This is a genomic window from Stenotrophomonas maltophilia group sp. SKK55 (assembly GCF_057179845.1).
The window spans coordinates 926,533-952,560 of sequence record NZ_JBXUHP010000018.1; the positions used below are offsets into that span (position 1 = coordinate 926,533).

At 66.6% G+C, this 26,028-nt stretch carries 29 protein-coding genes; 11 read left to right on the forward strand and 18 right to left on the reverse strand.

Features of this window, described 5'->3' with window-relative positions:
- Window positions 1–45: 45 nt before the first annotated feature.
- From AC2A1N_RS13335 to AC2A1N_RS13350, 4 genes are all read right to left on the reverse strand, one after another.
- Window positions 46–1,584 carry a TerC family protein gene (locus AC2A1N_RS13335; protein WP_484372503.1) on the reverse strand — a complete coding sequence of 513 codons (1,539 nt, stop codon included), beginning with the start codon at window positions 1,582–1,584 and terminating at the stop codon, window positions 46–48.
- A gap of 43 nt (window positions 1,585–1,627) precedes the next feature.
- Window positions 1,628–1,852, reverse strand: coding sequence for a helix-turn-helix domain-containing protein (locus AC2A1N_RS13340; RefSeq protein ID WP_061479178.1), 225 nt, complete (start codon window positions 1,850–1,852; stop codon window positions 1,628–1,630).
- Complete coding sequence (locus AC2A1N_RS13345; protein WP_134968089.1) at window positions 1,852–2,319, reverse strand: DUF2975 domain-containing protein; 468 nt, start codon at window positions 2,317–2,319, stop codon at window positions 1,852–1,854. Before AC2A1N_RS13345 ends, AC2A1N_RS13340 begins: the two co-directional genes overlap by 1 nt.
- 204 nt (window positions 2,320–2,523) lie before the next feature.
- Window positions 2,524–3,105: an NMCC_0638 family (lipo)protein gene (locus AC2A1N_RS13350; protein WP_111201174.1), complete on the reverse strand. Its 582-nt coding sequence runs from the start codon at window positions 3,103–3,105 to the stop codon at window positions 2,524–2,526.
- Window positions 3,106–3,233: 128 nt separating this feature from the next.
- Between AC2A1N_RS13350 and AC2A1N_RS13355 the strand changes: the two genes are divergently transcribed.
- Window positions 3,234–3,545, forward strand: coding sequence for a metalloregulator ArsR/SmtB family transcription factor (locus tag AC2A1N_RS13355; RefSeq protein ID WP_004147836.1), 312 nt, complete (start codon window positions 3,234–3,236; stop codon window positions 3,543–3,545).
- Between the two features lie 24 nt (window positions 3,546–3,569).
- Entirely contained in the window at window positions 3,570–4,964 is a 1,395-nt protein-coding gene (locus tag AC2A1N_RS13360; RefSeq protein ID WP_134968079.1) for a DUF2867 domain-containing protein, read from the forward strand.
- A 38-nt stretch (window positions 4,965–5,002) separates the two neighbouring features.
- Here the strand turns inward: AC2A1N_RS13360 and AC2A1N_RS13365 are convergent, their stop codons facing one another.
- Entirely contained in the window at window positions 5,003–5,434 is a 432-nt protein-coding gene (locus AC2A1N_RS13365) for a pyridoxamine 5'-phosphate oxidase family protein (RefSeq protein WP_484372506.1), read from the reverse strand.
- 285 nt (window positions 5,435–5,719) lie between these two features.
- Between AC2A1N_RS13365 and AC2A1N_RS13370 the strand changes: the two genes are divergently transcribed.
- On the forward strand, window positions 5,720–6,157 hold the full coding sequence (locus tag AC2A1N_RS13370) for a hypothetical protein (RefSeq protein WP_484372508.1): 438 nt from the start codon (window positions 5,720–5,722) through the stop codon (window positions 6,155–6,157).
- 36 nt (window positions 6,158–6,193) lie between these two features.
- On the forward strand, window positions 6,194–6,700 hold the full coding sequence (locus tag AC2A1N_RS13375) for a PaaI family thioesterase (RefSeq protein WP_242893546.1): 507 nt from the start codon (window positions 6,194–6,196) through the stop codon (window positions 6,698–6,700).
- A 9-nt stretch (window positions 6,701–6,709) separates the two neighbouring features.
- Here the strand turns inward: AC2A1N_RS13375 and AC2A1N_RS13380 are convergent, their stop codons facing one another.
- From AC2A1N_RS13380 to AC2A1N_RS13395, 4 genes are all read right to left on the reverse strand, one after another.
- Complete coding sequence (locus AC2A1N_RS13380; protein ID WP_061479241.1) at window positions 6,710–8,452, reverse strand: GGDEF domain-containing protein; 1,743 nt, start codon at window positions 8,450–8,452, stop codon at window positions 6,710–6,712.
- A gap of 162 nt (window positions 8,453–8,614) precedes the next feature.
- Entirely contained in the window at window positions 8,615–9,640 is a 1,026-nt protein-coding gene (locus AC2A1N_RS13385) for an AI-2E family transporter (RefSeq protein WP_053497611.1), read from the reverse strand.
- A 116-nt stretch (window positions 9,641–9,756) separates the two neighbouring features.
- Window positions 9,757–10,809, reverse strand: coding sequence for a sensor domain-containing diguanylate cyclase (locus AC2A1N_RS13390; protein WP_061479183.1), 1,053 nt, complete (start codon window positions 10,807–10,809; stop codon window positions 9,757–9,759).
- A 150-nt stretch (window positions 10,810–10,959) separates the two neighbouring features.
- The gene (locus AC2A1N_RS13395) at window positions 10,960–11,964 is read right to left on the reverse strand and encodes a LacI family DNA-binding transcriptional regulator (RefSeq protein ID WP_134968075.1); all 1,005 of its coding nucleotides are present in this window, start codon (window positions 11,962–11,964) and stop codon (window positions 10,960–10,962) included.
- A gap of 95 nt (window positions 11,965–12,059) precedes the next feature.
- On the opposite strand from AC2A1N_RS13395, the gene AC2A1N_RS13400 reads away from it, so the two are divergent.
- The 5 genes from AC2A1N_RS13400 to AC2A1N_RS13420 are packed head-to-tail and all read left to right on the forward strand — an operon-like array spanning window position 12,060 to window position 16,692.
- Window positions 12,060–13,112: a sugar phosphate isomerase/epimerase family protein gene (locus AC2A1N_RS13400; RefSeq protein ID WP_484372512.1), complete on the forward strand. Its 1,053-nt coding sequence runs from the start codon at window positions 12,060–12,062 to the stop codon at window positions 13,110–13,112.
- 27 nt (window positions 13,113–13,139) lie between these two features.
- Window positions 13,140–14,357: a nucleoside permease gene (locus AC2A1N_RS13405; RefSeq protein WP_484372514.1), complete on the forward strand. Its 1,218-nt coding sequence runs from the start codon at window positions 13,140–13,142 to the stop codon at window positions 14,355–14,357.
- A 12-nt stretch (window positions 14,358–14,369) separates the two neighbouring features.
- Window positions 14,370–15,494, forward strand: a complete 1,125-nt coding sequence (locus AC2A1N_RS13410) for a Gfo/Idh/MocA family protein (RefSeq protein ID WP_484372516.1) — start codon at window positions 14,370–14,372, stop codon at window positions 15,492–15,494.
- A 19-nt stretch (window positions 15,495–15,513) separates the two neighbouring features.
- The gene (locus AC2A1N_RS13415; protein WP_484372518.1) at window positions 15,514–16,377 is read left to right on the forward strand and encodes a sugar phosphate isomerase/epimerase family protein; all 864 of its coding nucleotides are present in this window, start codon (window positions 15,514–15,516) and stop codon (window positions 16,375–16,377) included.
- A gap of 18 nt (window positions 16,378–16,395) precedes the next feature.
- Complete coding sequence (locus tag AC2A1N_RS13420) at window positions 16,396–16,692, forward strand: c-type cytochrome (RefSeq protein ID WP_005415640.1); 297 nt, start codon at window positions 16,396–16,398, stop codon at window positions 16,690–16,692.
- Between the two features lie 10 nt (window positions 16,693–16,702).
- Here the strand turns inward: AC2A1N_RS13420 and AC2A1N_RS13425 are convergent, their stop codons facing one another.
- From AC2A1N_RS13425 to AC2A1N_RS13450, 6 genes are all read right to left on the reverse strand, one after another.
- Window positions 16,703–17,461 carry a 3-keto-disaccharide hydrolase gene (locus AC2A1N_RS13425; protein ID WP_484372520.1) on the reverse strand — a complete coding sequence of 253 codons (759 nt, stop codon included), beginning with the start codon at window positions 17,459–17,461 and terminating at the stop codon, window positions 16,703–16,705.
- Window positions 17,461–18,036, reverse strand: a complete 576-nt coding sequence (locus AC2A1N_RS13430) for a gluconate 2-dehydrogenase subunit 3 family protein (protein WP_134969200.1) — start codon at window positions 18,034–18,036, stop codon at window positions 17,461–17,463. The genes AC2A1N_RS13425 and AC2A1N_RS13430 overlap by 1 nt, the downstream gene beginning before the upstream one ends.
- The gene (locus AC2A1N_RS13435) at window positions 18,036–19,721 is read right to left on the reverse strand and encodes a GMC oxidoreductase (RefSeq protein WP_484372522.1); all 1,686 of its coding nucleotides are present in this window, start codon (window positions 19,719–19,721) and stop codon (window positions 18,036–18,038) included. Before AC2A1N_RS13435 ends, AC2A1N_RS13430 begins: the two co-directional genes overlap by 1 nt.
- Window positions 19,722–19,748: 27 nt before the next feature.
- A complete protein-coding gene (locus AC2A1N_RS13440; protein WP_484372524.1) occupies window positions 19,749–20,645 on the reverse strand; it encodes a hydroxypyruvate isomerase family protein in 897 nt (298 codons plus the stop codon).
- Window positions 20,646–20,855: 210 nt separating this feature from the next.
- Window positions 20,856–21,638: an SDR family oxidoreductase gene (locus tag AC2A1N_RS13445; RefSeq protein WP_061479191.1), complete on the reverse strand. Its 783-nt coding sequence runs from the start codon at window positions 21,636–21,638 to the stop codon at window positions 20,856–20,858.
- Window positions 21,635–21,961, reverse strand: coding sequence for a nuclear transport factor 2 family protein (locus AC2A1N_RS13450; protein ID WP_061479192.1), 327 nt, complete (start codon window positions 21,959–21,961; stop codon window positions 21,635–21,637). The genes AC2A1N_RS13445 and AC2A1N_RS13450 overlap by 4 nt, the downstream gene beginning before the upstream one ends.
- 98 nt (window positions 21,962–22,059) lie before the next feature.
- Between AC2A1N_RS13450 and AC2A1N_RS13455 the strand changes: the two genes are divergently transcribed.
- Window positions 22,060–22,971 (forward strand): LysR family transcriptional regulator, encoded by a 912-nt coding sequence (locus AC2A1N_RS13455; RefSeq protein WP_242893556.1) that lies wholly within the window; start codon window positions 22,060–22,062, stop codon window positions 22,969–22,971.
- Between the two features lie 123 nt (window positions 22,972–23,094).
- Here the strand turns inward: AC2A1N_RS13455 and AC2A1N_RS13460 are convergent, their stop codons facing one another.
- Window positions 23,095–23,667, reverse strand: coding sequence for a single-stranded DNA-binding protein (locus tag AC2A1N_RS13460; protein WP_043034165.1), 573 nt, complete (start codon window positions 23,665–23,667; stop codon window positions 23,095–23,097).
- Between the two features lie 291 nt (window positions 23,668–23,958).
- On the opposite strand from AC2A1N_RS13460, the gene AC2A1N_RS13465 reads away from it, so the two are divergent.
- Window positions 23,959–24,990, forward strand: a complete 1,032-nt coding sequence (locus AC2A1N_RS13465; protein ID WP_484372527.1) for a LacI family DNA-binding transcriptional regulator — start codon at window positions 23,959–23,961, stop codon at window positions 24,988–24,990.
- Window positions 24,991–25,095: 105 nt separating this feature from the next.
- On the opposite strand, the gene AC2A1N_RS13470 is transcribed toward AC2A1N_RS13465, so the two are convergent.
- Both AC2A1N_RS13470 and AC2A1N_RS13475 read right to left on the reverse strand, forming a co-directional pair.
- A complete protein-coding gene (locus AC2A1N_RS13470; RefSeq protein ID WP_484372529.1) occupies window positions 25,096–25,413 on the reverse strand; it encodes a hypothetical protein in 318 nt (105 codons plus the stop codon).
- Between the two features lie 141 nt (window positions 25,414–25,554).
- A complete protein-coding gene (locus AC2A1N_RS13475) occupies window positions 25,555–25,941 on the reverse strand; it encodes an SseB family protein (RefSeq protein WP_061479197.1) in 387 nt (128 codons plus the stop codon).
- Window positions 25,942–26,028 lie beyond the last annotated feature (87 nt).

Below are 26,028 nucleotides of genomic sequence, written 5' to 3' on the forward strand. Positions count from 1 at the left end.
GAGCACGGCTCGACTCTACAGAAAGCCAGTCGAGCAGGCCCGACTCTACGGATGGCCCAGGCGCTGCACCCGCAGGCGGGCGATACGGCGTTTTTCCATCGCCAGCACGGTGATGCGCACGCCCGCCACCTCCACCGCATCGCCGATGTCCGGCAGCCGGCCCAGCTGCTCGAGCACCAGCCCGGAGATGGTCATGTAGTCGGCACTGCGTGGCAGCGATACGCCGGTCAGCCGCTGCAGGTCGTCCAGAGTCAGTGCACCGTCGGCCTCCCACTGCTCCTCGCCCTGCGCGACCACGCCATAGCGCTCGTCCTGGGTATCGACCAGATCGCCGGCAATCGCCGCCAGCAGATCGTTGGCGGTCACCAGGCCCTCCACGCTGCCGTACTCATCCACCGCCACTGCCAGCGGTACCGGATGCTGGCGGATCAGTTCCAGCGCCTGCAGCGCACTGGCGCTGGACAGCACGTACTGCGGCTCGCGCAGGTTGCCTTCCAGCTGCAGCGGCCTGCCCTGCAGCAGGTCGGCCAGCAGATCGCGGCTCTGCACCACGCCACGCAGGCTGTCCAGGTCACCCTCACCCACCAGCAGGCGGGTGTGCGGCGACGCCACCAGGCGCGCCACGACGTCCTCCTGCCCACGCGCCAGGTCGATCCACTGCACATCGGCGCGCACGGTCATTACGCTCGACACCGGCCGGTCGGCCAGGCCCAGCACGCTGCGGATCATTTCGTGTTCGGCCGGCTGCAGGCGCTCTTCGGCGTCCACCTGCGCGCCCAGGCCTTCATCGTCGTGGCCATTGGCCGGGCGCGCGCCGAGCATGCGCAGCACCGCATCAGCGGTGCGCTGCCGGAACGGCTGGCGACGCTCGTTGCGCTCACGGTTGAAACGCACCCACTGGTTGAAGGCTTCCACCAGGATCGAAAAGGCGATCGCCGCGTACAGGTAGCCCTTCGGGATCTTGTAGCCCAGGCCCTCGGCCACCAGACTGAAACCGATCATCAGCAGGAAGCCCAGGCACAGCACCACCACGGTGGGATGCTTGTTGACGAAGCGGGTCAACGGCTTGCTCGCCAGCAACATCAGCGCCATCGCGATGGTCACGGCGGCATACATCACGCCCAGGTTGTCGACCATGCCGACCGCGGTGATCACCGAATCCAGCGAGAACACCGCATCGAGCACCACGATCTGCGCCACCACCATGGCGAAGCTGGCGTAGACCTTCTTGCCATCTTCGTGGTGCGCGCGGCCTTCCAGCCGTTCGTGCAGCTCCATGGTGCCCTTGAACAGCAGGAACAGGCCACCGCCCAGCAGGATCAGGTCACGCCCGGAAAAGCTGTGCTCGAACAGCGTAAGCAGCGGCTCGGTCAGTTTCATGATCCAGGCCAGCGCCGCCAGCAGCACCAGCCGCATCAGCAGGGCCAGTGCCAGGCCGATCACCCGCGCGCGGTCGCGCTGGTGTGGCGGAAGCTTGTCGGCAAGGATCGCGATGAACACCAGGTTGTCGATGCCGAGCACGATCTCAAGCACGACCAGGGTTGCAAGGCCCATCCATATCGAGGGGTCAGCCAACCATTCCATTTCAGGTCCGTTTCGTCAGTAGGTAAGGGAGAAGAACAAACACTCAGTCTGCGTCCTGCGTGTGCGACGGGTCGTACCCGAGCAGGTCGCCAGGCGTGCATTGCAGCTCCCGGCAGATCGCATCCAGCGTGGAAAAGCGGATGGCGCGCGCCTTGCCGGTCTTCAGGATCGACAGGTTCGCCAGGGTGATGTCGATGCGCCCGGCCAGCTCGGACAGGGTCATGCCCCGTTCCTGCAGCACGCGGTCCAGGGTGATGACGATTGCCATCAGATGACACCGTCGAGGTCATCGCGCATCGCCGCGCCCACGGCGAAGACGCGTGCCAGCACGAACAGCATCATCACCGCCACCAGCCCGGTGATCGACATGCCGCCGCCCACCTCCATCCAGGTGAAGTCCGGGCCCATCCAGGCCGCGTAGGCGCCGATCAGGATCGACAGCAGCTCCATCGCCAGCATCAGCCACGCCATCCGTTGCAGTCGCTGCGCATTGGCGTGGGTGAACGGCCTTTCGCGCGCCGCCGATTTCAGCAGCCGCAGCAGATGGCGCAGGAACAGCAGGCACAGCACCAGCAGCGCGACGATCGCAGCCAGCCCCAGGCAAAAGTGCAGGAACAGAGCGTTGCCGTGTGCAGCAGCGGCAGCGGCATCGTGGACGCTGTCGAGCAGCCAGCGACGGTCGTGCGCGACCAGCGGCACGGCCAGCAGTGCGGCCAGGATGCCCAGCCAGCACATCGCCCGGACAGCTTGGACGGCGGCCTGGGCCAGGGTGAACAAGCCTCGCGCGGGTCTGGCGCGGGCGGGACGAGCGGTCAAGCGGCCTCCGGCATTGGGGCGGCCTCGCCGCCCCAGGGTGGATTTATCGATAAACGATATATCACAACCTGCATGAAAGGCTGAATCGCGGGCATGGGCAGCCTGCGCGGCGCGGGGCCAGCGTTATTGGCTGGGTGCAGCCTGCTCCAGCATCGCTTCGCCCGGCGTCACCGAGGCCATCGCCTGCACGCCGGCCTCGGCCGCCTGCCGCGTGACCAGCCGGAAACGCACCTGCAGCTTGGCCTGCCCGGGCGTGGCCCAGCCGTACTGGATCGCCACCTGGTCCGCCGACAACGGCCCACGGCCTGGCAGCGAGCGCGCCTGCAACGGCGTTGGCGCCGCCTGCACCAACCGGGCAAAGCCCTTCTGCACGACCGCCGCGTCGGCCTTTTCGGCGTAGACCGTGCACGTGCCATCGTCAGCCCAGCTGACCGCATAGCGGCCGCTGGCCAGCGGCACCATCCAGGCCACGCCCGACTGCCCCTGCAGCAACGTTGCCGCCTCGGCAGGCTGCAGCGGTGACAGCCCGTTGGATTCCATCAACGACTGCAACCGCGCCGGTGCGCCGATGTGCTGCATGCAGGCGGTATCGAACAACTCACTGAAAGGGTCCTGCGCCTGTGCGCTGGCCTTCGGTGCACGTGCAGGCTGCGCCGCCGCCAGGGCAGGCAGCAGGGCCAGGATCAGCCAGGAGGCAGGGCGCATTGGAACTCCACGGTACGGAAAACAGCAGGGAGGATGGCAAAGCCCTGGCGCGGCGCGCAATGGTCATGGCTTGACAGCAGGCTTGGGCGGGAAGATTATCAATTAACGAATTAGTTAATTAGCTCGCCATGGACCGTATCTTCGAAGCCCTCGCCTCCACCGCCCGCCGGCAGATCCTGGCCTATCTCAGCGCCGGTGAGCTCAGCGCGGGTGAATTGGCCGAGCGCTTCGATTTCAGCAAACCGGCGCTGTCCAGCCACCTGCGCATCCTTGAGGAAGCCGGCCTGATCGAACGGGAGAAGCGCGGCCAGTTCGTGTACTTCCGGCAGGTGCCCGACCGCCTGGCCAACACGTTGTTCTCGTGGGCGGCCGAAGTCTGTCCGGTCGGTGGCCCGCTGAAGCGCGAAGCACGCGCCCGCCGCAAGTCCCCTGCCCGCTAAGCCACTCCGCCGAGGAGCATGACCATGCCTGGTTCGACCCGCGACCGCCGTTCGTTTCCAGGAGTACAGCTTCCGGCACTGGAGGGTGGCAGCCCGACCGAAGTCACCCTGATCGCGCAGCTCGGCATCGGTGCCGGTGACGCGCTGGTGAGTGACGCCGGCCAGCGTCAGCGCCACCACCCGGCGTTCATCGATGCGTTGGATGAACCTTCGGCGCGACTGGGTGGCATGCACCTGCAGCACGGGGATGCCTCCTCGCTGTACAGCTTCACCGTCGGTGCCGGTGGCCACCCGTTTCATCGCCATGCAGGCCCGCGCATGTTCACCGCCATCGCCGGCAGCGCGGGAGCCGAGCTGCGTTTCGCCACCGTCTCCGACACGCAGCTGGCAGCAGATCCCGGTGCCTTCGCGCGCACGCTTCGGCGCATCCGCATCCCACCGGACTGCCTTTTTACCGTGCGCTTCGGCGGCGGCACCTGGCACCAGTTCGCGTCGAACCATCCTGCACATCCGGCGCTGTTCGCGCTGTCCTGCCACAGCAATGAACTGGCCGGCTCGATGAGCGAGCAGGCGCGTGCACAGGTGGAGCGCAATGCTGCCGATATCCCCAGCCTGACCGAGGTGCTTCCGGAATCGCACTGGCCTTCGGGCACCTCGCTTGCGGCGGCACCGCTGTTGCGACTGTCGCTGCAGGCGGCGCCTCCCAGCCTGTGCGCACACCTGTGCGCGCGTACCCGTGCCCTGCTCGGCCCGCTGCGCCGCATCCCCGTCCGGCCGCTGCGCGGGTTCGTCGAACGCGCCACACCGGCCTATCCCATCCATTCGCGGCCCGCCGCCACCGATGGCCTGCTGCCCACAGCGCTACCGCACAGCCACTACCAGGACCTGACCACCCTGTGCCTGGAACCCTCGCAGGTGATCCACCGTTCCGCATCGGCACTGCTGGCCGATGTACTGGACGGCTTCCTGCGCAATCCACCCAGCGGCGTAGGCTATCTGATGGCGCTGCGAAACCGACTGGTGGCACCGTTGCGGTTGCGCACGTCGCCGCTGGGATGCCCGGTGTCGTCACTGCTGTCTACCGATCACAGCCGGTTGTTCGCTGGTCGATTTCCGGTGCTGGATTCGCACATCGATACGCAGGACAACGACGCCGAAGTCCTGCTCGGCGCCGACGATCGGCACCTGCGTTTCCGCAGCAGCGTGCGCGTGCAGCGGCGTAGCAATGGACATGTCGAGGTCAGCCTGGGCTCACGCGTGCAGACCCTCAATGCGTTCGGCGGCATGTACATGGCACTGATCGACGTCGGGCACCGGCGCTATGTCGCGCCGGCACTGCTGCGTCGTGCGGTGGAGCACGCCTTGGCACCGGACCTGGCCAATCTTGGGGATTCGGCGGCACACCCTACGCACTGCTGACCCTGGAACGCGATGCGCCGGGCGCTGAGCGGTTCCGGTTAGATCACGATTTCGCCCTCGTCCTCGCCATCCCAGTAGTGGATACGGCTGGCGCACACATGGATCAGTACCAGTCCCGGTGTATCCACTCCCTGTTCGAACCACCGTTCCAGGTCCTTCACCCAGTGCTCGCGCATCGTGGCCCGATCGCGCACCAGCGCCGCCCTTCCCTGCACGTGCACGAACAGCGGCGGCTTGCCCAGCAGCGACTTGCTGCCGGAGAAACCCAGTGCGACGGTGGGGTCAGCCTCGATCTCGCGCACCATGTCGGTGTCTTCCATGGTGAAGAACCAGCTGTCACCGTCATAGTCCACGTCACCGTTGTTGCTCATGGGGCGACCGGCAATTTCTCCACTGGCGTGGGTCTGCAGCATCGTGAAATCGATGCCGGCCATTTTCTTGGCAAGTTCTGGGAGGGTGAGCTCGGTCACGGCGCGGTCCTTGATCGGAGGGACGCCCAGCGTCTGCGCAGAGCGGTGACCGGAAAGTGGATGAGCACTTGCGGCCTCTTCACGGGAAACGAGATACGGCGCATGGTCCGTGCGTGACGCACTCCACACCACCATGCTTACGTTAAAAGCAGATAGAGGAACGCCCCTGCGGAGCACCACACCCAGCTAACAGGGGCTTGCCCGAGAATCGCGCAACCCCGTGGCACGACCGGCATGGCAGCCGGCGTGCACGCGGCGACTCCTCCCCAACCGCATGGCCTCCACATGGATCTGTTCGCCTGGCTCGCGTTCGGCTGCTATCTGTTGGCGTTCTTCATTGTCTCGCTGTTTGCTGCGGCCTATCTGAAACGTTCCGACTTCATGCCCTACCACGCGCAGGCCGTGGGCATGTCGTGGGCGGAGATCGAACCGCGCATGCAGGTGCTGCTGATGGCACTCATCCGCGTGGTCGGCGCCGGGTGGATCGCACTGGCCGGTGCCGGCGTGATGCTGGCCTGGTTGATCTTCTTCGGGGGGCACCTGGCACTGCCGCAGCTGCTGGCGTTCCAGCTGTTCTGTCTGGTCGCCACCCTGCCGCCGGTCCTGGTTGCGTCCGGCGTGCGGCGACGCACCGGTGCGCGTACTCCGGTACCCGCCGGCGCCGCGGTGGTGCTGCTGTCGGTCATCGGATTCGTGCTGGCGCTGTTGTCGCTACCGCAGTGAGTTCCCTTTCTCTCCCCTCCCCCACGAGGCTCCACGATGAACCCCGAATCGATCTTCTACAGCGTGGTCAACGGTGATCTTCCACGTTCCCAGGCCGGCACCCTGCTCGGCTGGCGCTTCGTCGGTTACGACGATGCACTGCGCCGCATCCAGGTCGAGTTCGACGCCGGGACGGTGCTCACCAACCCGATGGGCAACGTGCAGGGCGGATTCCTGTCAGCGATGCTGGACGACTGCATGGGGCCGGCGATCTACGCCACCCTGCCAGCCAACCGCATCGCGGTCACGGTGGAATCCAAGACCAGTTTCGTCAACCCGGCACGGCCGGGGCGGATCATCGGCTGGGGCGAAGTCGAGCACAGCAAGGGCAGCATCGCCTTCACCCGTGGCTGGCTGACCGACCCGGCCGGCAAGGTACTGGCTACCGCCAGCGCCACCTTCCGGGTGGGTGCGCTGCGCTGGCGCGGGCTCTCGATGCCGCGTCCCATCGCGCGCCGGATGATCGCGCGCACGCTGCGGCGCGTGCATGCGCGCATCGGCTGATGCGTGTCCTCAACGTGCGTTGCGGCCGCCGCCGGCCACCCGCACGCGGTCGCGGCCCTGCGCCTTGGCCTGGTACATGGCCGCGTCGGCGGCGCGCAGCAGGGTGCGCCAGCCCAGCGCATCGGTGCCCCCCTCGGCTACGCCGAAGCTGGCAGTGACCCGCAGCACGTTGCCTGCGGCCAGTGCGATGTCCAGCTGCCGCATGGCCACGCGCAGCGACTCGGCCAACTGGCGGCCGCCGGCCAGATCGCCGTCGGCCAGCAGCACCAGGAATTCCTCGCCACCGTAGCGGGCGATGCTGTCGCTGCGGCGCAGGTGGCGCTGCAGCAGCTGTGCCACCTGCACCAGCACCTGGTCCCCAGCAGCATGCCCATGGCCGTCGTTGATGGCCTTGAAGCGATCGATGTCCAGCAGGATCACCACCGCGCTGTTGCCACCGTCGGCATGGCGCTGCTGCACCCTCTGGTCCAGCGCGCGCCGGTTCAACAACCCGGTCAGTTCATCGGTGCCGGCCAGCTGGCGCAGCTCGCTGGTCAACGCCGAGCGCTCGCGCGACTTCTCGCGCAGCACTTCGATGGCATCGAACAGGCGCTGCATCTCGGCCAGCGGGTGGGTCACGTGCTGTTCCGGGCCGGGCGCTTCCGAGGCGATCTGGATCACCTGCTTCTGTGCCTGCAGCAGCGGCCGCAGGATCTGCAGATGGGCAATGCGCAGCGCCACGCCCAGCACCACCAGCGTGCCAAGCACCGTCGCCACCAGCACCACCAGGCGCGTCGCTTCGCGGTTGCGGGTGCGCTCGAAACGGGCGATGGACACGCTCAGGTAACCGTCACGCAGCGCTTCCAGCGACCGCAGGGTCGGTACGTAGCGCGTGGTGAACTCGGCGGCGGTCCACGGCGGCGACACGCCACGCCGTCCATCTTCGATCAGCCGTTCGATCATCGGCAGCGATTCGCCGAAGAACTGCCGGCGTGCCATGTCCCAATGCCAGGACAGCGTCGGATCGCTGCGGAACACGGCTTCATGGCTGCCTGCCAGCCGCCACAGTTCCAGCAGGCGGCCTTCGGTCTGCAATGCCGCCCGCACCTGTTCGTCACGCCAGGCCCCCGGTACCGCCACCGGCGCCATCACGTTCGAGGCCAGGCGGCCGCCATGCTCGCGCAAGTCGATCAGCACCTGGCCCTGCATCGCCGGGATCGCCGCTTCGCGGTCGGCACTGACCAGCACGCTGATCTGCGTCGAGGTCAACACGTGCAGGCGATCGACCACGGCGAACATGCTGCTGATCGCGCGCTCCACGTCTTCCACCCGGCGCGCGTCGTGCGGCTGTGCCGCCACCTGGTCCACCGCGGCCCGCGCCGACTGCAGGCGACGTTGCGCGTCGGCCAGCAGCCCATGTTCGTCGACCACGCCCGGATCGGCCTTGAACACGGTGTCCAGTTGCAGCAGGGCGGTGTCGACCCGCTTGCGCGCAACCGCCAGCTGCGCGGCCAGCCGCGCCTGTTCGGCCGCATCGGCCGTATTGGCTCCCAGCAGGCTGTTGGCGGGGCCGCGCTCGGCCGACACCCGGTTGGCCAGGTCGAAGGTCTGCTGCAGCCGGCGCAGGCTGACCAGGTTGTCCTCGGCGGCGGTGAAGCGCAGCGTGCCCTGCACCAGTGCGATGGCCATCAGCGGCAGCGTACAGACTACGAACAGCCCGGCCAGGATCCAGACCCAGGTCCGCAATCCGATGGGCGACGCCTTGCGGGCCATGCACATTTCCCCTGTCGTGCGGAACACTGTAGCGGCCGTCTGCACAGGCGCCAAGCCGCTAGCGGGCCAACCGTGGCCGTCGGTACACCGTGCCCGCCGCGAACGCACCGACAAGGCCGCGCGGACACTCGAATCGGGACAAATACGTCATGCCCCGCCGCGTCAGATCCAGCGCTGGTCGACCAGTTCGCGCTTCACGTAGGCATAGAACACCGGCGCGGCGACCAGGCCCGGCAGGCCGAAGGCCGCCTCCATCACCAGCATGGCCAGCAGCAGCTCCCAGGCACGCGCCTGGATTTCGCCACCGACAATGCGCGCGTTGAGGAAGTACTCCAGCTTGTGGATCACGATCAGGTACAGCAGCGCCGCCACCGCCACGTAGAACGAGACCGACAGTGCGACGATGGTGATGATCGTGTTGGAGATGATGTTGCCCACCACCGGCAGCAGGCCGGCCAGGAAGGTGATCAGCACCAGGGTCTTGGACAGCGGCAGGTGCACGCCGAACAACGGCAGCACGCCCAGCAGGAAGATCGCGGTGAACACGGTGTTCAGCAGCGAGATCTTCACCTGCGCGAACACCACCTGGCGGAACGCGGTGGCCAGGCGGCTGGTGCGCCCGACCAGCTCCTGCGCCAGCGGACCCATCTTCGGCAGCGGCAGTTCGTCATACAGTGCGATCATCGCACCCAGCACCATGCCGATCAGCACGCGCACACCCACCTGGACCACCGAGGTACCGGCCACGCCCAGCTGGCGCTGATGCTCGGCGGCCCAGTCGTTCAGCGCCGCGCGCAGCGCTGGCATGTCTTCGGGAATGTAGGGTTGCAGCAGCGCCGGCACCTGGTGCCGCGAGGTGTTGAGAATCTCCATCAGGCGCGCCAGCAAAGCATCCGGGCCACCGGTCTCGTTGCGGAAGAACGAGGCCACGCCGATCCCGGCCAGCACCAGCGCGCTGATGATGATCGCCGACAGCACGATCACGGCGATTGCCCGTGCACGTCCCGGCGGCAGCCTGCCTTCCACGGTGGAAGCCAGCAGGTGGGTCAGCTGGAACACCAGCAGGCCGGACAGTAGGGTGACCACCAGGCCCAGTTTCAGCGCCAGCCACATGCCCAGCAGCATCATCAGCCACGCCGCGATCCTTGGAATGGGGGGCTTGGGCTGGGCAACGAGAGCGTCTTGCATGGGAGCGCGTCCGGGCGGGGTGGCCCATGGTAGAGGATTGGCGTGCCGATTCCGCGTGCAGGCTGAATGGGTATTTCATCCTCGTTCGGCGGCAGCCGTGCCGTCCCCACGCGCGCTCACTCGCCGTAGCTGGCGGTGTTCTTGCCCTGGCGCTTGGCGTGGTACAGCGCGCGGTCGGCCAGTGCCAACCAGTCCTCGACACTGCCGCCACGCGGCGTGGCCGCAATGCCGATACTGACGCTGAATTCCACACCCGGCGTGGCCTGCCGCGCGGCCTCGAGCAGGTGCAGGCGCACCCGCTCGGCCACGTGCATCGCATCGACGGGCGCGCAGTCGCGCAGCAGCACGACGAACTCATCGCCCCCCAGCCGCGCGGGCGTATCACCCGGCCGGGCAACGGTGCGCAATGTCGCCGCGATATGCCGCAGCACCTCGTCACCGGCGCGGTGGCCATGCGAGTCATTGATGCGCTTGAAGTCGTCCACATCGAGCATCAGCAGGCAGGCAAACCCGCCCTGGCCCTGTGCCCGGTCCAGCGCCTGCTGCGCACGCAGGATCAGGAAGCCACGGTTGGCCAGCTCGACCAGCGGGTCCATCCGGCTGAGACGCTGCAGCTGGCGGTTCTGCGATTTGACCCGGCGCGCCAGCTGCCAGCTGAGAATGCTCAGGCCGATGCCATACACGAACAGGAACGGGACACTCAGCACGATCGTGCGCTGCGAGGTGACCGGCTGGTAAGGGAAGCCGAGCACCCACCAGGTGAGAGCGAAGCCCAGCATCAGGGCCAGCGTGGCGCGCATCGCCAGGCGAACGCCACCGGCAGCGATCTTGTCGGCCACCAGCAGTGCGGCGAACAGTGCACTGGGCACCGCGCTCAACGCCATGAAGGCGATCCAGCCACCACCGAAAAAGGAGTCGGCCACCATGCAGCGGAACTGGACGAGCGCGGGCTGGCCGGAGCGCTGGGTCAGCATCAATGCCAGCGCAGGCCACGCCAGCGCGTTGAGCAGCAGCAGGACCCACGCCAGCGGCCCATCGTGGCGCTCGAGGATGATCGAAGCGATGGGGATTGCCCCCAGTGCATTGCCGACGAAACGCATCCAGCCGATGCGACGTGCCGCGCCAATGCCTTCGACCGCGCCTTCCGCCGAATCGGTGAAGAATGGCATTGCCCCCCCCCTTGCGCGATCGCACCTGCTGCCACGGCCCTTGCCGGGCTGCCTGCGATGAGTCTGACAGCTTTGCGTCAATTCGGGATCAAGGTCGCGGCACCACGCGCGGGCCGGCCGCCCTGCTCCGGCTGCCCTGCCTCGCCTGCGCTACCGCCCAGGCGCCGCTGTCGAACCGCGCAGCATGAAGCTGAACTCCAGCGTCTGCTGAAGCGGTACATCGACCTGTTCGATGATGGCGAGCAGCAGGTTGACCGCGCGCTCACCGATTTCACGCATCGGCTGCCGGATGGTCGTCAGCGGCGGGGTGAGATAACGCGAAGAGGCCAGGTCGTCGAAGCCGACGATGGAGAGCGCTTCCGGAACGCGGATGCCCCGGTCGCGACAGGCCGCCAGTGCCCCCAGTGCCATCTGGTCGCTGAAGCAGAACACCGCGGTCGGCACGGGCGTGCCGTCCAGCAGCGCCATCACCGCCGCATGCCCGGACTCAACGGAAAAGTCCCCGGGCACGATGCTCAGCTGGCGCAGGCGACCCCGCGCCTTGCCGGCGGCCCGGACCCCTTCCAGCCGCTGCTGGTGCAGGGGGTTGTCAGGTGGCCCGCCGACCACGGCGATCCGTTCGTGCCCCAGGCCGTACAGGTGCTCCATCACCGCGCGTGCGGCGGCCGCGTTGTCGATATGGACGCTGGGGATGCCCAGTGCGGGGTCGAACTCGCATCCATTGACCACCGGCGCAGCTGCGCCGCGCTGCTCGACGATTTCGCGCGCGGTCGGTGGCAGGCGATGGCCCAGCACGATCATGCCGTCGGCCTCGTTGCGCCGGAGCATCTGTGCGTAGCGCTCCTCACGATCGGGTTGATGCTGGGTATCGCCCAGCAAAACCGCGTAGCCGACCGCCTGCGCGGCCTCCTCCGCACCCTGCAGGATCTGTGCGAAGAACGGATTGGCGATGTCCGGGACGGTGACCAGGATCTTGCCGCTGCGCTGGGTCTTGAGCGTGCGGGCCACCGTGTTGGGCACATAGCCCAATGCGGCGGCGGCCTGCTCGATGCGCGCACGGGTGGCCGGCAGCACCTTGTCTGGCCGGGAAAGCGCCCGTGACACCGTGCCTGCGGAGACGCCGACGTGCCTGGCGATGTCGTAGATGGTGGCCATGGCGTTAGTTCTCCTGTCCGCTGTGCAGTGCACAACAGGTCCTGCGTGCGCCCCTGCTAGGATAATGCAATCGATTGCATCGAGGGCGAATCACGTTGAAGACGCTCAAGGGTCCAGCGCTGTTCCTGGCGCAGTTCATCGGCGACACAGCTCCTTTTGATCGGCTGGATACGCTGGCCGGGTGGGCCGCGGGTCTGGGCTATTCTGGCGTACAAGTTCCCACCTCCGCGCCCCACCTGTTCGATCTGGCCGAGGCGGCACGCAGCCAGGCGTACTGCGACGATGTTGCCGGCATGCTGGCCGGGCACGGCCTGCAGATCACCGAACTGTCGACTCATCTGCAGGGGCAGCTGGTCGCGGTCCATCCCGCCTACGACAGCCTGTTCGACGGATTCGCACCCGTAGACGTGCGCGGCAACCCGCCCGCGCGCCAGGCCTGGGCCGTGGAACAGCTGCGGCTCGCCGCGCAGGCGAGCCAGCGCCTCGGGCTGAGCGCGCACGCCACGTTCTCCGGTGCGCTGGCCTGGCCCTACTTCTATCCGTGGCCGCAGCGCCCGCCGGGCCTGGTGGAAGAAGCCTTCGCCGAACTCGGCCGCCGCTGGCGCCCGATCCTGGATGTGTTCGATGCCTGCGGCGTGGACCTGTGCTTCGAGATCCACCCGGGCGAGGACCTGCATGACGGTGCGACCTTCGAGCGCTTCCTCGATGAGGTCGACCATCATCCTCGCGCGAAGATCCTGTACGACCCCAGCCACCTGCTGCTGCAGCAGATGGATTACCTCGGTTTCATCGACCGTTACCACGCCCGCATCGGCATCTTCCACGTCAAGGACGCGGAGTATCGCCCCAGCGCGCGCAGCGGCGTGTATGGGGGTTATCAGGACTGGATCGATCGTCCGGGCCGGTTCCGCTCACCCGGTGACGGCCAGATCGACTTCAAGGCGATCTTCTCGAAGTTCGCCCAGTACGACTTCCCCGGCTGGGCGGTGCTGGAGTGGGAGTGCTGCCTGAAACACCCGGAGGACGGCGCGCGCGAGGGTGCCGCCTTCATCCGCGATCACATCATCCATGTAACCGAACGCGCCTTCGACGACTTTGCCGGGAGCGCCACGGACGCTGGATCACTGCGCCGCATGCTGGGAATCTGAGCCAAGACCGCCCCGGGAGGGCAAGCCATGACGCACGCCATGTCGCGCCTGGGCGCGATGATGTTTCTGCAGTTCTTCATCTGGGGGGCGTGGTTCGTCACCCTGGGCACCTACCTGGTACAGGGCCCGCTGCAGGCCAGCGCAAGCCAGGTGGCAACGGCGTTTCTCAGCCAGTCCATCGGTGCCATCGTGGCACCGTTCCTGGTCGGCCTGATCGCAGACCGCTGTTTCGCGGCGCAGCGCATCCTGGCGGTACTGCACCTGGCCGGCGCGGTGCTGATGTGGCTGGCGTCCACCGCCACCAGCTTCAGCGTGTTTTCCGCGTGCGTCATGGGCTATATGCTGCTGTTCATGCCGACGCTGGCACTGGCCAACAGCGTGGCGATGCGGCACATGCAATCGCCGGAGAAGCAGTTCCCGCTGGTACGCGTGGCCGGCAGCGTCGGCTGGATCGTCGCAGGGGTGCTGATCGGCTGGCTGGGCTGGGAACAGGCGCATCGGCTTGAACTGACCTTCCGGATGGCGGCGGCGGCATCGCTGGTGCTGGGCCTGTATGCGTTCACCCTGCCGCACACGCCGCCACTGGCACAGCAGCGCGATGCCGGGCTGGGGCAGATCCTGGGACTGGATTCGTTGCGGCTGCTGAAGTCGCGCGCCTACCTGGTGTTCTTCCTGGCCTCCATCGCCATCTGCATCCCGTTGTCGTTCTACTACAACTTCACCAATCCGTATCTCAACGACCTGGGCGTGCAGGGCGCGGCCGGCCTGCAGTCGCTGGGCCAGGTGTCCGAAGTGCTGCTGATGCTGGCCATGCCGTTCCTGTTCGTGCGGCTGGGGGTGAAGACCATGCTGGCGGTCGGCATGGCGGCCTGGGTCGTGCGCTACGCGCTGTTCGCCTTCGGCGATGCGGGCAGTGGCTTCTCCCTGCTTGTGATCGGCATCGTACTGCATGGCATCTGCTACGACTTCTTCTTCGTCACCGGCCAGATCTACACCGATGCCCACGCCGGCCCCGCCGCGCGCAGCAGCGCGCAGGGCTTCATCACCCTGGCCACCTATGGCGTGGGCATGCTGATCGGCACCTTCCTGTCCGGCGCGGTAGTGGAGCACTTCACCACTGCAGCGGGCCCGGACTGGCAGCAGATCTGGTTGTTCCCGGCCGGCGTCGCACTGGTGGTGCTGATCGCCTTCCTGCTGCTGTTCCGCGACCGCCCGGTAGCGGCGGCCGCGTCGTCCACACCCTGAGGAGACCGGCCGATGCCCCCGCTTGGAATCGCCATCGTTGGTACCGGCATGATCGGCGCGGTGCATCGCCGCGCGGCACTGCTGGCGGGCGCCGAGGTGCGCGGCATGGCCGCCTCGTCGCCGCAGCGCGCGCGCGAGGTGGCGCACGCGTGGAATGTCCCGCGCGCCTATCGCGATATCGAGGACGTCGTCGCTGATCCCCAGGTACAGGTCGTGCACATCTGCACGCCCAACCACCTGCACCGCGCGATGGCGCAGGCCGCACTGGACGCCGGCAAGCACGTGATCTGCGAGAAACCGTTGGCGACGACGCTGGACGATGCGCAGGCGCTGGCGGCGCTGGCCGCCTCGACCGGATTGGTCGCCACCGTCCCCTTCGTCTACCGCTACCACCCGGTGGTCCGCGAGGCACGTGCACGCATCGCGCAGGGCGACTTGGGGCCACTGCACCTGATCCATGGCAGCTACCTGCAGGACTGGCTGCTGGACCCGGCCAGCAACAACTGGCGGGTCGACCCGGCACTGGGTGGCACATCGCGCGTGTTCGCTGACATCGGGTCGCACTGGTGCGACCTGGTTGAATGGGTCAGCGGCGAGTGCTTCGCCGAAGTGAACGCGGCGTTTGCCACGGTGATCCCCGAGCGCAGCGCAACCACTTCCCAGAGTTTCAGCACGCCGGCGACAGACGGCGCAAAGCAAGCGGTCGAGAGCGAGGACGTGGCCGCAGCGATGTTCAGGACCGGCGCGGGCACGCTGGCGTCATTGACGGTCAGCCAGGTCTCGGCCGGACGCCACAACCGGCTCTGGTTCGAGATCGACGGCGCCAACGCCAGCGTGGCGTTCAACCAGGAGGATGCCGAGCGGCTGTGGATCGGCCTGCCCGAGCAGCGCGAGGAAATCTTCGTGCGCGGCCCGGGCGCCGGCAGTGCCGAACAACGCCGGTTGTCGCCGCTGCCAGCGGGGCACGCGCAGGGCTACGGGCAGTGCTTCGAAGCGTTCGTGGCCGACACCTATCGCGCCATTGAAGGCGAGCGGCTGCAGGGCCTGCCCACCTTCGAAGACGGCCTGCGCTCGGCGCGGATCGTCGATCGTGTCATTGCATCGGCCAGGTCACGCACCTGGACCGCCATCGGTTGAATCCCGGGAGGACCTGTTGATGAACATCCCTGTCCGTAGAACTGCAATCCTCGTCCTGCTGCTCGCCGCCCTGCCCGCCTTCGCAGGAAACACAGCCGGTGCGCAGAAGCCCATCGCCGTGCAGATGTACACGCTGCGCAACGCCGGCCCGCTCGACCAGCAGCTGAAGATCGTCCACGACGCGGGCGTGCGTGCGGTGGAGACCGTCGGTACGCAGAATGCAAGCGCTGCGGAACTGAAACAGTTGCTGGACCGTTACTCGATCAAAGCGGTTTCGTCGCACGTTCAGCTGGCCGAGCTGCGCGACAACCTGGATGCCGTGGTGGCCTTCAACCGCTCGATTGGCAACAGCACGCTGGTGGTGCCCTACCTGGACCAGAAGGACCGTCCGCGCGATGCCGCCGGCTGGACCGCATTGGGACGGGAGCTGGGCCGGATTGCCAGGCAGGTGCGCGGCAAGGGGATGCAGCTGGCCTACCACAACCACGACTTCGAGCTGGTCGACTTCAATGGCAGGACCGGACTGGAGCTGCTGTTCGACGCCGCCGGCCCCGAGCTGCAGACCGAACTGGACCTGGCCTGGGTCGCGCGCGCGGGCCTGGACCCGGCCGTGATGCTTGGCAAGTTCCGCGGCCACATATTTGCGGTACACGCCAAGGACAATGCGCCCAAGGGCCAGGCCGAAGACGAAGGTGGATTCGCTGCGGTCGGCCAGGGCGTGCTGGACTGGGACGCGATCCTGCCGGCCGCCGCCACCGCTGGCGTGCAGTGGTACATCGTCGAACACGACCAGCCACGCGACCCGGCCAAGGTCATCCAGGCCGGCGCGGACTACCTGCGTGAACACCTGACCACCAACCCGCCCACCCGTGCCCACCGCTGACGCATCAAGGAGCCCCACATGAAAATGATCCTGGCAGTGGCCGTGGCCCTGGGCGGCATGAACGTTGCGACGGCAGCGTGGGCCAAGGACGACCCGGCCGCCGGCGCGAAACTCTACGCCCAGCACTGCACCGCCTGCCACGGTGCTGAACGCACCGGTGTACCGCCGACGTTCCCGGCGCTCACCGATGTCGGCAAGCGGCTGCAGCCCGCCCAGGTCAAGGACAGGATCAGGAAGGGCGGCGGTCTGATGCCCCCCTTCCCGCAGCTGTCACAGCAGGAGATCGATGACATCGCCAGCTACCTGGCGAAGTAGCGGGCGGGCGCTACAGCTCGCGCACCCAGATGTTGCGGTAGCTGACCCTGGAGTCATGTTCCTGCAGATACAGCGGCGCGCACCCATGCGGTGCGTACGAAGGCGCACCGATGTATTCGGTCCTGCCCGCCAGCACGGTGTCGTCCTGTACCAGCACGCCGTTGTGCAGCACGGTGATCCGTGCGGGCGACGTCAGGCCGCCGCCCGGCGAGAAGCGCGGGGCCTTCCAGATGATGTCGTAGGCCTGCCACTGGCCCGGTGCGCGCGAGGCGTTCACCCGTGGCATGGCCTGCTTGTAGATCGAACCCGCCTGGCCATTGGCGTAGGTCGGGTTGTTGTAGCTGTCGAGTACCTGCAACTCATAGAGTCCCTGCAGGAAGATCCCGCTGTTGCCCCGGTTCTGGCCGTCGAAGCCCTTCGTTTCGGTGGGCGTACGCCATTCGACATGCAGCTGGACATCGCAGAAGGGTTGCCGGGTACGGATGCCCTTGCTGCCAGGAACAACCGTCATGGCGCCTCCGGCAATCTTCCAGGGCACGCGGCCACCCTGCTCCGATTCCCACGCGGAGAGATCCTTGCCATCGAACAGCACGATCGCATCGGACGGTGCCTTGCCGGGTGGCGTTGCCACGGTCGCGGGCACAGGGGTCCACACTTCCGTCTTCTTCGGGTCACGCACAGCGTCGGCACTGTCCTGTGCGAACGCAGATGCAGCGGCCAGCAGGCCGGCGGTGATCAACGCAGGGCGGATCATCAGGTTGGTGTCCATCAGCTGGTCCCCCAGGCAGGTGTGCCGGGGACATAGGCGAGGTCACCGTCGTAGCGCCCCGGCACGGCGACGTACTGCAGCACCCCGGTCGCACCGACCTTGGAGGTGAAGAAGCCGAAGATGGCCAGCTGCTTGATCATCGTGAAGTAATGCGGCATGGCTTCGCCCTCTTCGGGCGTTCCGGTCTCGGTCACGTCTGCATTGCGCGCCTTGGCTTCGGCATCCAGTGTACGCAGCAATCCGGTGCGCGCCTCCGGCGTGAGCGACACGAAGCGGCCACCGGCGCGCTTGTCGATGTCCGCCAGCCCGGCGCGGAACACCGCCTGCTGCCTGGCGGTGTAGCAGTCGCTGACGAACGTCGCCATGAACGCACCGGCGCCCGCGTCTTTCGCCCCGGGTGTCCGGGTCCGCGGCAGGATGGTCTCGGCAATCTCGTCCAGCGTGCCGATATCGGCATCGGAGAACGGGACCATCGCCCCGGCCGCTGGCGCTTTGCCTTGCACCAGCGCAGGCAGGCCGACCATGGCCGCACCGGTGGCGGCGACGATCATCTTCAGCAGTTCGCGGCGATCCATCACAGGTTCCCCGCTTTCAGTTCGCGCACGGCGTGGTCGGCCGCGCGCGCGGTCAGCGCCATGTAGGTCAGCGACGGATTCACGCAGGCGCTGGAGGTCATGCAGGCACCGTCGGTGACGTACACATTGGGGGCATCCCAGACCTGGTTGTGCGCGTTCAATACCGAGCTCTTCCGGTCCCGTCCCATACGCGCAGTCCCCATCTCATGGATGCCCTTGCCCGGGGCGTAGTCGTTGTCGTGCATCTTCACGTCCTTGACCCCGGCCGCCTCCAGCATCTCGGCAGCGTCCGCGGCCATGTCCTTGCGCATCGCCAGTTCGTTGGCGCGCATGGACACGTCCATCGCCAGCACCGGCAGCCCCCACTTGTCCTTGTGGTCGTGGTCCAGGCGGATCGTGTTGTCGTGGTGCGGCAGCATTTCACCGAATCCGGTCATGCCGATGCGCCAGTCACCTGGCACGGTCAGCGCCTCCTTCAGGTCGGCACCGATGTTCAGCTCGGCAATCTCGCGCGACCAGCCGGTGCGGCTGGCACCGCCCTGGTAGCCGAAGCCGCGCAGATAGCCACGCTTGTCGGCGGCGACGTTGCGGAACCGCGGAATGTAGAAGCCGCAGGGACGGCGGCCGAAGTAGTACTTGTCTTCGTAGCCCTCGACCCGGCCCGAGGCGCCCGCACCGAAATGATGGTCCATCACGTTGTGCCCCAACTCGCCGGACGAGGAGCCCAGCCCGCCGTCCCAGACGTCGGTAGCCGAGTTCATCAGCAGCCAGGTCGAGTTGAAGGACGATGCGTTGAGGAAGATGACCTTGGCCGTGTACTGGTAGGTCTGCCCGGTCTCGGCGTCGATCACCTCCACGCCACGCGCGCGCTTGCGATCCTTGTCGTAGAGCACTTCCTTGACGATCGAGAACGGCCGCAGGGTCAGGTTGCCGGTCTTCATCGCCGCCGGCAACGTTGCCGCCTGAGTCGAGAAGTAGGCACCGAAGGGGCAGCCAAGGATGCACTTGTTGCGGTACTGGCAGTTGACGCGCCCCTGCTCGGGCATCGGCTGGGTGATGTTGGCGGTGCGCGAGTGGATCATATGGCGCGTTCCGCCGAAGGCCTTCTTGATACGCGCGGCCACATCCTTTTCGACGATGTTCAACGGGATCGGCGGCAGGAACTCACCATCCGGCAGCACGTCCAGTCCCTCGCGCGTGCCGGCGATGCCGGCGAACTTTTCCACATGGTCGTACCACGGCGCGATGTCGGCATAGCGGATCGGCCAATCGGTGGCGATGCCCTCCTTGAGGTTCGCCTCGAAATCCAGGTCGGAGAAGCGGTAGCTCTGACGGCCCCACAACAGCGAACGGCCACCGACGTGGTAGCCGCGGAACCAGTCGAAACGCTTGGTTTCGATGTAGGGTGAGTCCTGCTCGTTGGCCCACATTCCTTCCAGGTTCTCGGCGAGGCCGTAGTCGCGCATCAGCACCGGAAAAGCGGCCTTCATCGCCTGCGTCGGCCGGTTGCGATGCGGGAAGTCCCACGCTTCCTTCATCGCATTGACGTAGTCCTTGACGTGCTCGATGTTGCGCCCGCGTTCCAGCATCAGGACCTTCAGGCCCTTCTCGGTCAGCTCCTTCGCTGCCCAGCCGCCACTGATTCCCGAGCCAACAACAATGGCGTCGTAGTGATTATCTGCCATGGGTCTCTCACCTGGGTGGATATCGTTTCAGACGTCGCAGAGGCGGATCGCCTCGCGCAATGAAGCAACGGGATCGGGCGCGGCAGGCATGAACTCCTGCGCCAGATACCCCTTGAAACCGGTGTCGCGGATCGCGCGGCAGATGGCCGGATAGTTGAGCTCCTGCTGGTCTCCGATCTCGTTCCGGCCGGGCACGCCTGCGGTGTGGTAATGCTTGAAGCAGGCGTGGTGTTTTCCGATGGTGGCGATGATGTCGCCCTCCATGATCTGCATGTGGTAGATGTCGTAGAGCAGGCCGAAATTGTCCGAGCCGAGCCGCTGGCACAGCTCCACGCCCCATGCGGAGTGGTCGCACAGGTAGTCGCGATGGTCGACCCTGGAGTTCAGCAGTTCCATCACCAGCACGACGCCGCGCTTCTCGGCATGCCCGAGGATGCGCTTGAGGCCGGCTTCGGCATTGGCCAAGCCGTCGTGGGGGTCCATGCCATTGCGGTTGCCGGAGAAGCAGATGAGATTTCGGTAACCGGCATCGGCCACCAGATCGATGTGCCGCGTGTAGCGCTCTACCAGCTGGTCATGGAACTCGCGGCCGGCGAAACCCTTGGTCAGGCCCAGCTCCGCGCCGTTGCACATCGAGCTGTACACGCCATGGGCCTTCAGCGTGGGCCAGTCTTCGGGACCGGCCAGGTCGATCGCGGCGAAACCGATGTCCTTCACCGTCGCGCAGAGCTGGGCAACCGACAGCTGCGGGAAGGTCCAACGGGCGACGGAGTGCTTCAAGGTGCCTTTGAGGGGGGCATCGGCCGCGAATGCAGGGAGCACACCTGCAGCCCCCAGGCCAATGCCGCCGGCAACCGCAAGGCGTAGCGCGTCGCGTCGCGTGATGCCCATCGCCGGGGCCGGTCTGATCGAATGGATGGACATCCATCTGCCGGCCTCCCAACCGACATCAAACACTGAGGATTCACTGCAATGCAATCGATTGCACCATAGGGGAGGAATTTGTGTGTTTGCAAGTCGCAGTGCACGAAAATCAATGCTGCGAGGCACAACTCCGCAGCCGACCTGGAAAACAAAAGCCCCGCGTGAGCGGGGCTTTCCTTCTGGCGGTGGGAGCAGGACGACGCCTGTTGGCTACAGCGTCGAAATCGTGCCGCCGTCGATCCGATACTCCGTTCCGGCAATCGACGCCGACCGGGGAGACGCCAGGAACACAATCAGATCGGCCACCTCCTGCGGTGCCGCGGGCCGTCCCACCGGGATCCCGCCGAGCCAGTCCATGACCAGCCTCTTGCCACCTTCATAATCGGTTCCCGCTTCTGCCGCGATCCGCTCTGCAAATTCCCGGGATGCTTCTGTCTCGATCCAGCCCGGCGCTACGCTCAACACCCGCACGCCCTTGGGGGTGACCTCTCGTGAAAGCGACTTGCTGTAGGTCGTGAGTGCCGCTTTGGCGGCGGCATACGCGGTGGTGGACTCCGGCAGAGGCAGCATGCGCTGGATCGAACTGACGTGGATGATCACGCCAGCGCGCTGCGCGAGCATGGATGGCAGCAAGGCACGATCCAGACGCACCGCCGGCATCAGATTCAGGTTCAGCTCGGCAAGCCAGTGCGCATCACTGATCGCTGCGAAGCCGCCGCCAGGTGTCTTTGATCCCCCCAGCACATTGACCAGGATGTCTGCGCCGCCCCATGCCTGCAGCACGGCGTGGGCGAAAATGCCGGTGCCCTCGGCCGTCGACAGATCGGCGGCTACGTAGGCGACTCCTTCCACCGGGCGTGCCGGCAGGCTGCGCGCCGACGTCATCACCCTGGCCCCGGCCTCGGCGAGGGTCCTGACCACGGCCGCCCCCACACCGGCCGTGCCGCCAGTCACCACGGCCCGCAGGCCACCGAGTTGAAGATCGAAGCTCATGCGGTGATCTCCAGCGATGCGATCAGGCCCCGTTCCAGTTCGAAACGGTAGCTCAGCAGAATCGGACTGCTGGGGAAGTTGCCGCTCACGATGGCACGGACAACGTGGTGTTTCCCCTGCCGTTCGATGGCGCTCGGCACGCTGGTGGCGCTGTATTTGGCCGATGCCTCGGCCAGGAAGGCTTTGATGGCGTCGACGCCGACGAGGGTGTGCCCGTCGTCCTTCAGCACAGCCTGGGCGGCAAAACAACGCGCCAGCACTTCGGGGTCATGTTCGGCCGCGAAGTACGCGGCGATGGGTTCTGGGAGAGTCAACGCATTCATTCCTGGCTCCTGCAGTGGTGAGGCGCTCAGGATGTGCACGCAGGTCGGTTAAGTGAATGCCCTATAATCCGAATGGGTTATGTCAAGAATCTTACATAATGCGCGGATCCGAGTTCGCTGAACTGAAGGCCTTCGTGGCGGTAGTGGAACGTCAGAGCTTCGCGCGGGCGGCGGAACATCTGGGGGTATCGCCCTCGGCCCTGAGCCAGACCATCCGTCAACTGGAAGGCCGTCTCGGCACCCGCCTTCTGAATCGCACAACACGAAGCGTGGCACCCTCGGCAAGTGGCGGACGACTGTACGCGCGCATCGCGCCGCTGTTCCAGGAGTTGGCGGTAGCGGTCGCTGAAACCAGCGAAGCGAGCGGACGGATCAACGGGACCCTGCGAATCAATACGCTGGGCATCGCCGCGAGAACACTGATTGCCCCGCGGCTTGCCCGCTTCCACCAGGCCTACCCTGATGTCGTTGTCGACATCGTGGTCGACGACGCGCTCAGCGACATCGTCAGTGGCCGGTTTGATGCGGGCATCCGCGTGGGTGGTCAGCTCGAGAAGGACATGGTGGCCATCCGCCTCACCCCGGACCTGAACATGGTGGCCGTGGCGTCACCAGATTACCTGGCACGCCGTGGAACACCGCGATCTCCGGCGGAACTACAGGACCATGCCTGCATCAACTGGCGGCTGCAGAGTGACGGCAGGCAGTACCGATGGGAGTTCAAGAAGCGAGGCCGCCACCTGGAGGTCGCCGTGGACGGGCCTGTCGTCACCAATCACGCTGACGTCGGGATTGCAGCGGCACTGGCCGGCCTTGGAATCGCCTATCACTTCGAGCAGGATCGCGTGGGGGAACTGCTGGCCCAGGGATTGCTGGTGCGGGTACTGGCGGATTGGTCGGTCTCGCGCCCCGGGCTTTTTCTTTACTACCCGAACAGGCGGCACCGCCCCGCCCTGCTGGGTGCGTTCATTGATTGCCTGCTGGACCAGGGCGTGTTCGGTAATCGGTGACAACATCGAGGAACGTCCGCATCGGCCGCCGCCGGACAACAGGATCCCGGCAGTGCCTCAAGAACGACAAGGGCCCCAGGCAGGCATGCCAGGAGCCCTTGTCGGGATGCACCGAAGATGCGCTTAGAACGGAATATCGTCGTCAGCGAAGTCGTCCATCGGCGGCGCCTGCTGCGGCTGCGGACGCTGGTTGCCTCCCTGGTTGCCGTAACCGCCGCCCTGGTTGCCGCCCTGGTTGCCATAGCCACCGCCCTGGCCACCACGCTGGCCGCCGCCACCGCCGCCGTACTCCTGGCGCGGCGCCTGCTGGCGCTGCGGACGATCGCCGCCGTAGTTGCCGCCACCGCCGCCGCCGCCTTCACCGCGGCCGCCCAGCATCTGCATTTCATCGGCGATGATATCGGTGGAGTACTTCTCCACGCCGTCCTGGCCGGTGTACTTGTCGTAACGCAGGCTGCCTTCGACGTAGACCGAGCTGCCCTTGCGCAGGTACTCGCCGGCGATCTCGCCGAGCTTGCCGAAGAACACCACGCGGTGCCATTCGGTGCGCTCCTGCTGGTTGCCATCCTTGTCCTTGCGGACGCTGGTGGTGGCCAGGCTGATGCGGGTGATCGCCATGCCGCCCTGGGTGTACTTCACGTCCGGGTCGTTGCCGAGATTGCCGACCAGGATGACTTTGTTGATGCCGCGCGCCATAGGTACCTTCGTCCGTTGTCCAGGGGCAGACCGCCAGTGATAGCACAGCCCCGGGCGGGGTGCAGTACGCTGGGCCGCCCCTGGTGAAATTTGGGGGAATGCGAGAACGACGCATCTTACCATTGCCGCCGCCGTCCGCCCGGTCAGGAGACCCCGACCGCCCCGAAGGATCAGGCTGATTTCCTTGTCCGGCAATGACTTACCTGCGCCCCGACCGACGTTCAGAGGGGCATTCGCGTCGGCGCATGGCATCATGCCCGGGCACCTTCCATCTGCCCGCTCCGCCCGCCCATGACGATCAAAGGCAAAGCCACCTCCCTCGACATCGCCCACCTGGCCGGGGTCTCCCAGCCGACCGTGTCGCGGGCCCTGCGCGGCAGCCCGATGGTCAACGCCGAGACCCGCGAGCGCATCCTGCGCATCGCCCGCGAGCTGAACTACAAGGTCGACAAGAACGCCTCCAGCCTGCGCCTGCGCAATGCCGGCACGCTGGCCCTGCTGTTCTTCGAGGACCCGACCAACGACGACTCGCTGATCAACCCGTTCTTCCATTCGATGCTGGGCTCGATCACCCGCGCCTGCGCCCTGCATGGGCAGGACCTGCTGGTGTCGTTCCAGCAGCTGTCCACCGACTGGCAGGCCGATTACGAAGACAGCAACAAGGCCGACGGCATCATCCTGCTCGGCTACGGCGACTACCACGAATCGCGCGACCGCCTGCAGCGGCTGGTCGAACAGGGCACGCACTTCGTGCGCTGGGGCGCCGCCCTGCCTGGCCAGCCCGGTGTCTCGATCGGCAGCGACAACTTCCAGGGCGGGCATGACATCACCACCCATCTGCTGCTGCAGGGCTGCCGCCGCATCGCCTTCCTCGGCCATGCCTCCAGCCACTACCCCGAATTCCAGGAGCGCTACCGCGGCCACGTCGCGGCCCTGCAGGAACATGGCCTGGCCGCCGAACCGGCGCTGCAGCACGACGCCATCACCACCGAAGCCTCCGGCCAGGAGGCCTGCCAGGCCCTGCTGGCGCGCGGCGAGCCGATCGATGCGATCTGCGCCGCCAGCGACCTGATCGCCATCGGTGCGATGCGCGCCCTGCGCGAGGCCGGGCTGCGGGTCCCGCAGGACGTGGCGGTGACCGGCTTCGACGATATCCCGCTGGCCGCTTCGGTATCCCCGGCGCTGACCACGGTGCAGCAGGACACCAAACAGGCCGGCCAGCTGCTGGTGGAGCGCCTGCTGACGCTGATCGGCCGGCAGCCGGTGGAGAGCCAGAGCATCCCGGTGAAGCTGGTGGTGCGGGAATCGTCCCTGCGCGGCTAAGCGCCGCAGGGTGCGGTCGCCCTTTGCCTCGCCCTTGTTGGGTGGCCTGATCTTGCCGTAGTGCCGAGCCATGCTCGGCCAACAGCCCACGCCAGCCGCGCAGGTTCAGCGCACCCCGGCCTTCGGCCCCAGCAACGCCAACAGCACATAGACCACGATCGAAGCGACGGTACCGAGCACCGCCGGCAATCCGAATGCCCACGCCGAACGACCCTGCTCGCGTGCCCACTGGGCCAGATACCAGGTCGAACCCAGGTTGATCAGCCAGGCAATGGCGAAGGCCGGCCACTGCACCATGCCCACCGCGCGCAGCAGGGGCACGGACACCAGCGCGGCAACGATGGCTGCGATCAGGAAGATCAGTGCGGAGCGGGAATGGCGTGATCGTGCCGGTGAGCCGACAGGTAATTCCTTCAATTCCACAGCAGAGCCTCGATCCTGGTGTTATCCAAAAGGAACCACGTACTGCACCCGAAGGGAAGCCTTCTGTAGAGTCGCGCCGTGCTCGACTGATCCGGCATTGCGCGAACGGCAGCCGAGCATGGGCTCGGCTCTACATGACAATCAACCCTGGGCGAAGTCCTTCAGGATCTCGCCGACGCCGCTGGGCGAGATCTCAAAGCCCAGCGGGGTGCCGGGGTTGATCACCACGCCGTAGCCACCGGGCACGCGGCGCAGCACGTCCAGCATCAGCCAGCGGATCTGGTGTTCGGCCTGCTGGCTGTAGATGCCCACCCGCGATGGATCGGTGAACACGGCCACGTGCAGCGTGCCCTGCTTGTCGAACAGCAGCGGGTCGAAACCGCTGCCATCGGGGGTCACCAGGCTGCCGGTCTGCAGCACCACCTCGGAGGCGACGAAGGCTTCCATGAAGGCGCGGATCGGCACCGCCCCGTCCATCGCCGCCTTCAGCAGGGTTTCGATCGGGGTCTGCGGGGCGAGGTCGGTCATGGCGATACGGCGGGGAGATAGGGGCTCCTATTGTAGAGCCGAGCCCACGCTCGGCTGCCCCTATCTGCGCGCCTCAGAGGCGCAGCC

Bases quoted from the DNA above. Each gene is read 5' to 3' on its own strand.
- AC2A1N_RS13335 (WP_484372503.1), bottom strand. From the start codon at position 1,584: ATGGAATGGTTGGCTGACCCCTCGATATGGATGGGCCTTGCAACCCTG.
- AC2A1N_RS13340 (WP_061479178.1), bottom strand. From the start codon at position 1,852: ATGGCAATCGTCATCACCCTGGACCGCGTGCTGCAGGAACGGGGCATG.
- AC2A1N_RS13345 (WP_134968089.1), bottom strand. From the start codon at position 2,319: ATGTGCTGGCTGGGCATCCTGGCCGCACTGCTGGCCGTGCCGCTGGTC.
- AC2A1N_RS13350 (WP_111201174.1), bottom strand. From the start codon at position 3,105: ATGCGCCCTGCCTCCTGGCTGATCCTGGCCCTGCTGCCTGCCCTGGCG.
- AC2A1N_RS13355 (WP_004147836.1), top strand. From the start codon at position 3,234: ATGGACCGTATCTTCGAAGCCCTCGCCTCCACCGCCCGCCGGCAGATC.
- AC2A1N_RS13360 (WP_134968079.1), top strand. From the start codon at position 3,570: ATGCCTGGTTCGACCCGCGACCGCCGTTCGTTTCCAGGAGTACAGCTT.
- AC2A1N_RS13370 (WP_484372508.1), top strand. From the start codon at position 5,720: ATGGATCTGTTCGCCTGGCTCGCGTTCGGCTGCTATCTGTTGGCGTTC.
- AC2A1N_RS13375 (WP_242893546.1), top strand. From the start codon at position 6,194: ATGAACCCCGAATCGATCTTCTACAGCGTGGTCAACGGTGATCTTCCA.
- AC2A1N_RS13380 (WP_061479241.1), bottom strand. From the start codon at position 8,452: ATGGCCCGCAAGGCGTCGCCCATCGGATTGCGGACCTGGGTCTGGATC.
- AC2A1N_RS13385 (WP_053497611.1), bottom strand. From the start codon at position 9,640: ATGCAAGACGCTCTCGTTGCCCAGCCCAAGCCCCCCATTCCAAGGATC.
- AC2A1N_RS13390 (WP_061479183.1), bottom strand. From the start codon at position 10,809: ATGCCATTCTTCACCGATTCGGCGGAAGGCGCGGTCGAAGGCATTGGC.
- AC2A1N_RS13395 (WP_134968075.1), bottom strand. From the start codon at position 11,964: ATGGCCACCATCTACGACATCGCCAGGCACGTCGGCGTCTCCGCAGGC.
- AC2A1N_RS13405 (WP_484372514.1), top strand. From the start codon at position 13,140: ATGACGCACGCCATGTCGCGCCTGGGCGCGATGATGTTTCTGCAGTTC.
- AC2A1N_RS13410 (WP_484372516.1), top strand. From the start codon at position 14,370: ATGCCCCCGCTTGGAATCGCCATCGTTGGTACCGGCATGATCGGCGCG.
- AC2A1N_RS13415 (WP_484372518.1), top strand. From the start codon at position 15,514: ATGAACATCCCTGTCCGTAGAACTGCAATCCTCGTCCTGCTGCTCGCC.
- AC2A1N_RS13420 (WP_005415640.1), top strand. From the start codon at position 16,396: ATGAAAATGATCCTGGCAGTGGCCGTGGCCCTGGGCGGCATGAACGTT.
- AC2A1N_RS13425 (WP_484372520.1), bottom strand. From the start codon at position 17,461: ATGGACACCAACCTGATGATCCGCCCTGCGTTGATCACCGCCGGCCTG.
- AC2A1N_RS13430 (WP_134969200.1), bottom strand. From the start codon at position 18,036: ATGGATCGCCGCGAACTGCTGAAGATGATCGTCGCCGCCACCGGTGCG.
- AC2A1N_RS13435 (WP_484372522.1), bottom strand. From the start codon at position 19,721: ATGGCAGATAATCACTACGACGCCATTGTTGTTGGCTCGGGAATCAGT.
- AC2A1N_RS13440 (WP_484372524.1), bottom strand. From the start codon at position 20,645: ATGTCCATCCATTCGATCAGACCGGCCCCGGCGATGGGCATCACGCGA.
- AC2A1N_RS13445 (WP_061479191.1), bottom strand. From the start codon at position 21,638: ATGAGCTTCGATCTTCAACTCGGTGGCCTGCGGGCCGTGGTGACTGGC.
- AC2A1N_RS13450 (WP_061479192.1), bottom strand. From the start codon at position 21,961: ATGAATGCGTTGACTCTCCCAGAACCCATCGCCGCGTACTTCGCGGCC.
- AC2A1N_RS13455 (WP_242893556.1), top strand. From the start codon at position 22,060: ATGCGCGGATCCGAGTTCGCTGAACTGAAGGCCTTCGTGGCGGTAGTG.
- AC2A1N_RS13460 (WP_043034165.1), bottom strand. From the start codon at position 23,667: ATGGCGCGCGGCATCAACAAAGTCATCCTGGTCGGCAATCTCGGCAAC.
- AC2A1N_RS13465 (WP_484372527.1), top strand. From the start codon at position 23,959: ATGACGATCAAAGGCAAAGCCACCTCCCTCGACATCGCCCACCTGGCC.
- AC2A1N_RS13475 (WP_061479197.1), bottom strand. From the start codon at position 25,941: ATGACCGACCTCGCCCCGCAGACCCCGATCGAAACCCTGCTGAAGGCG.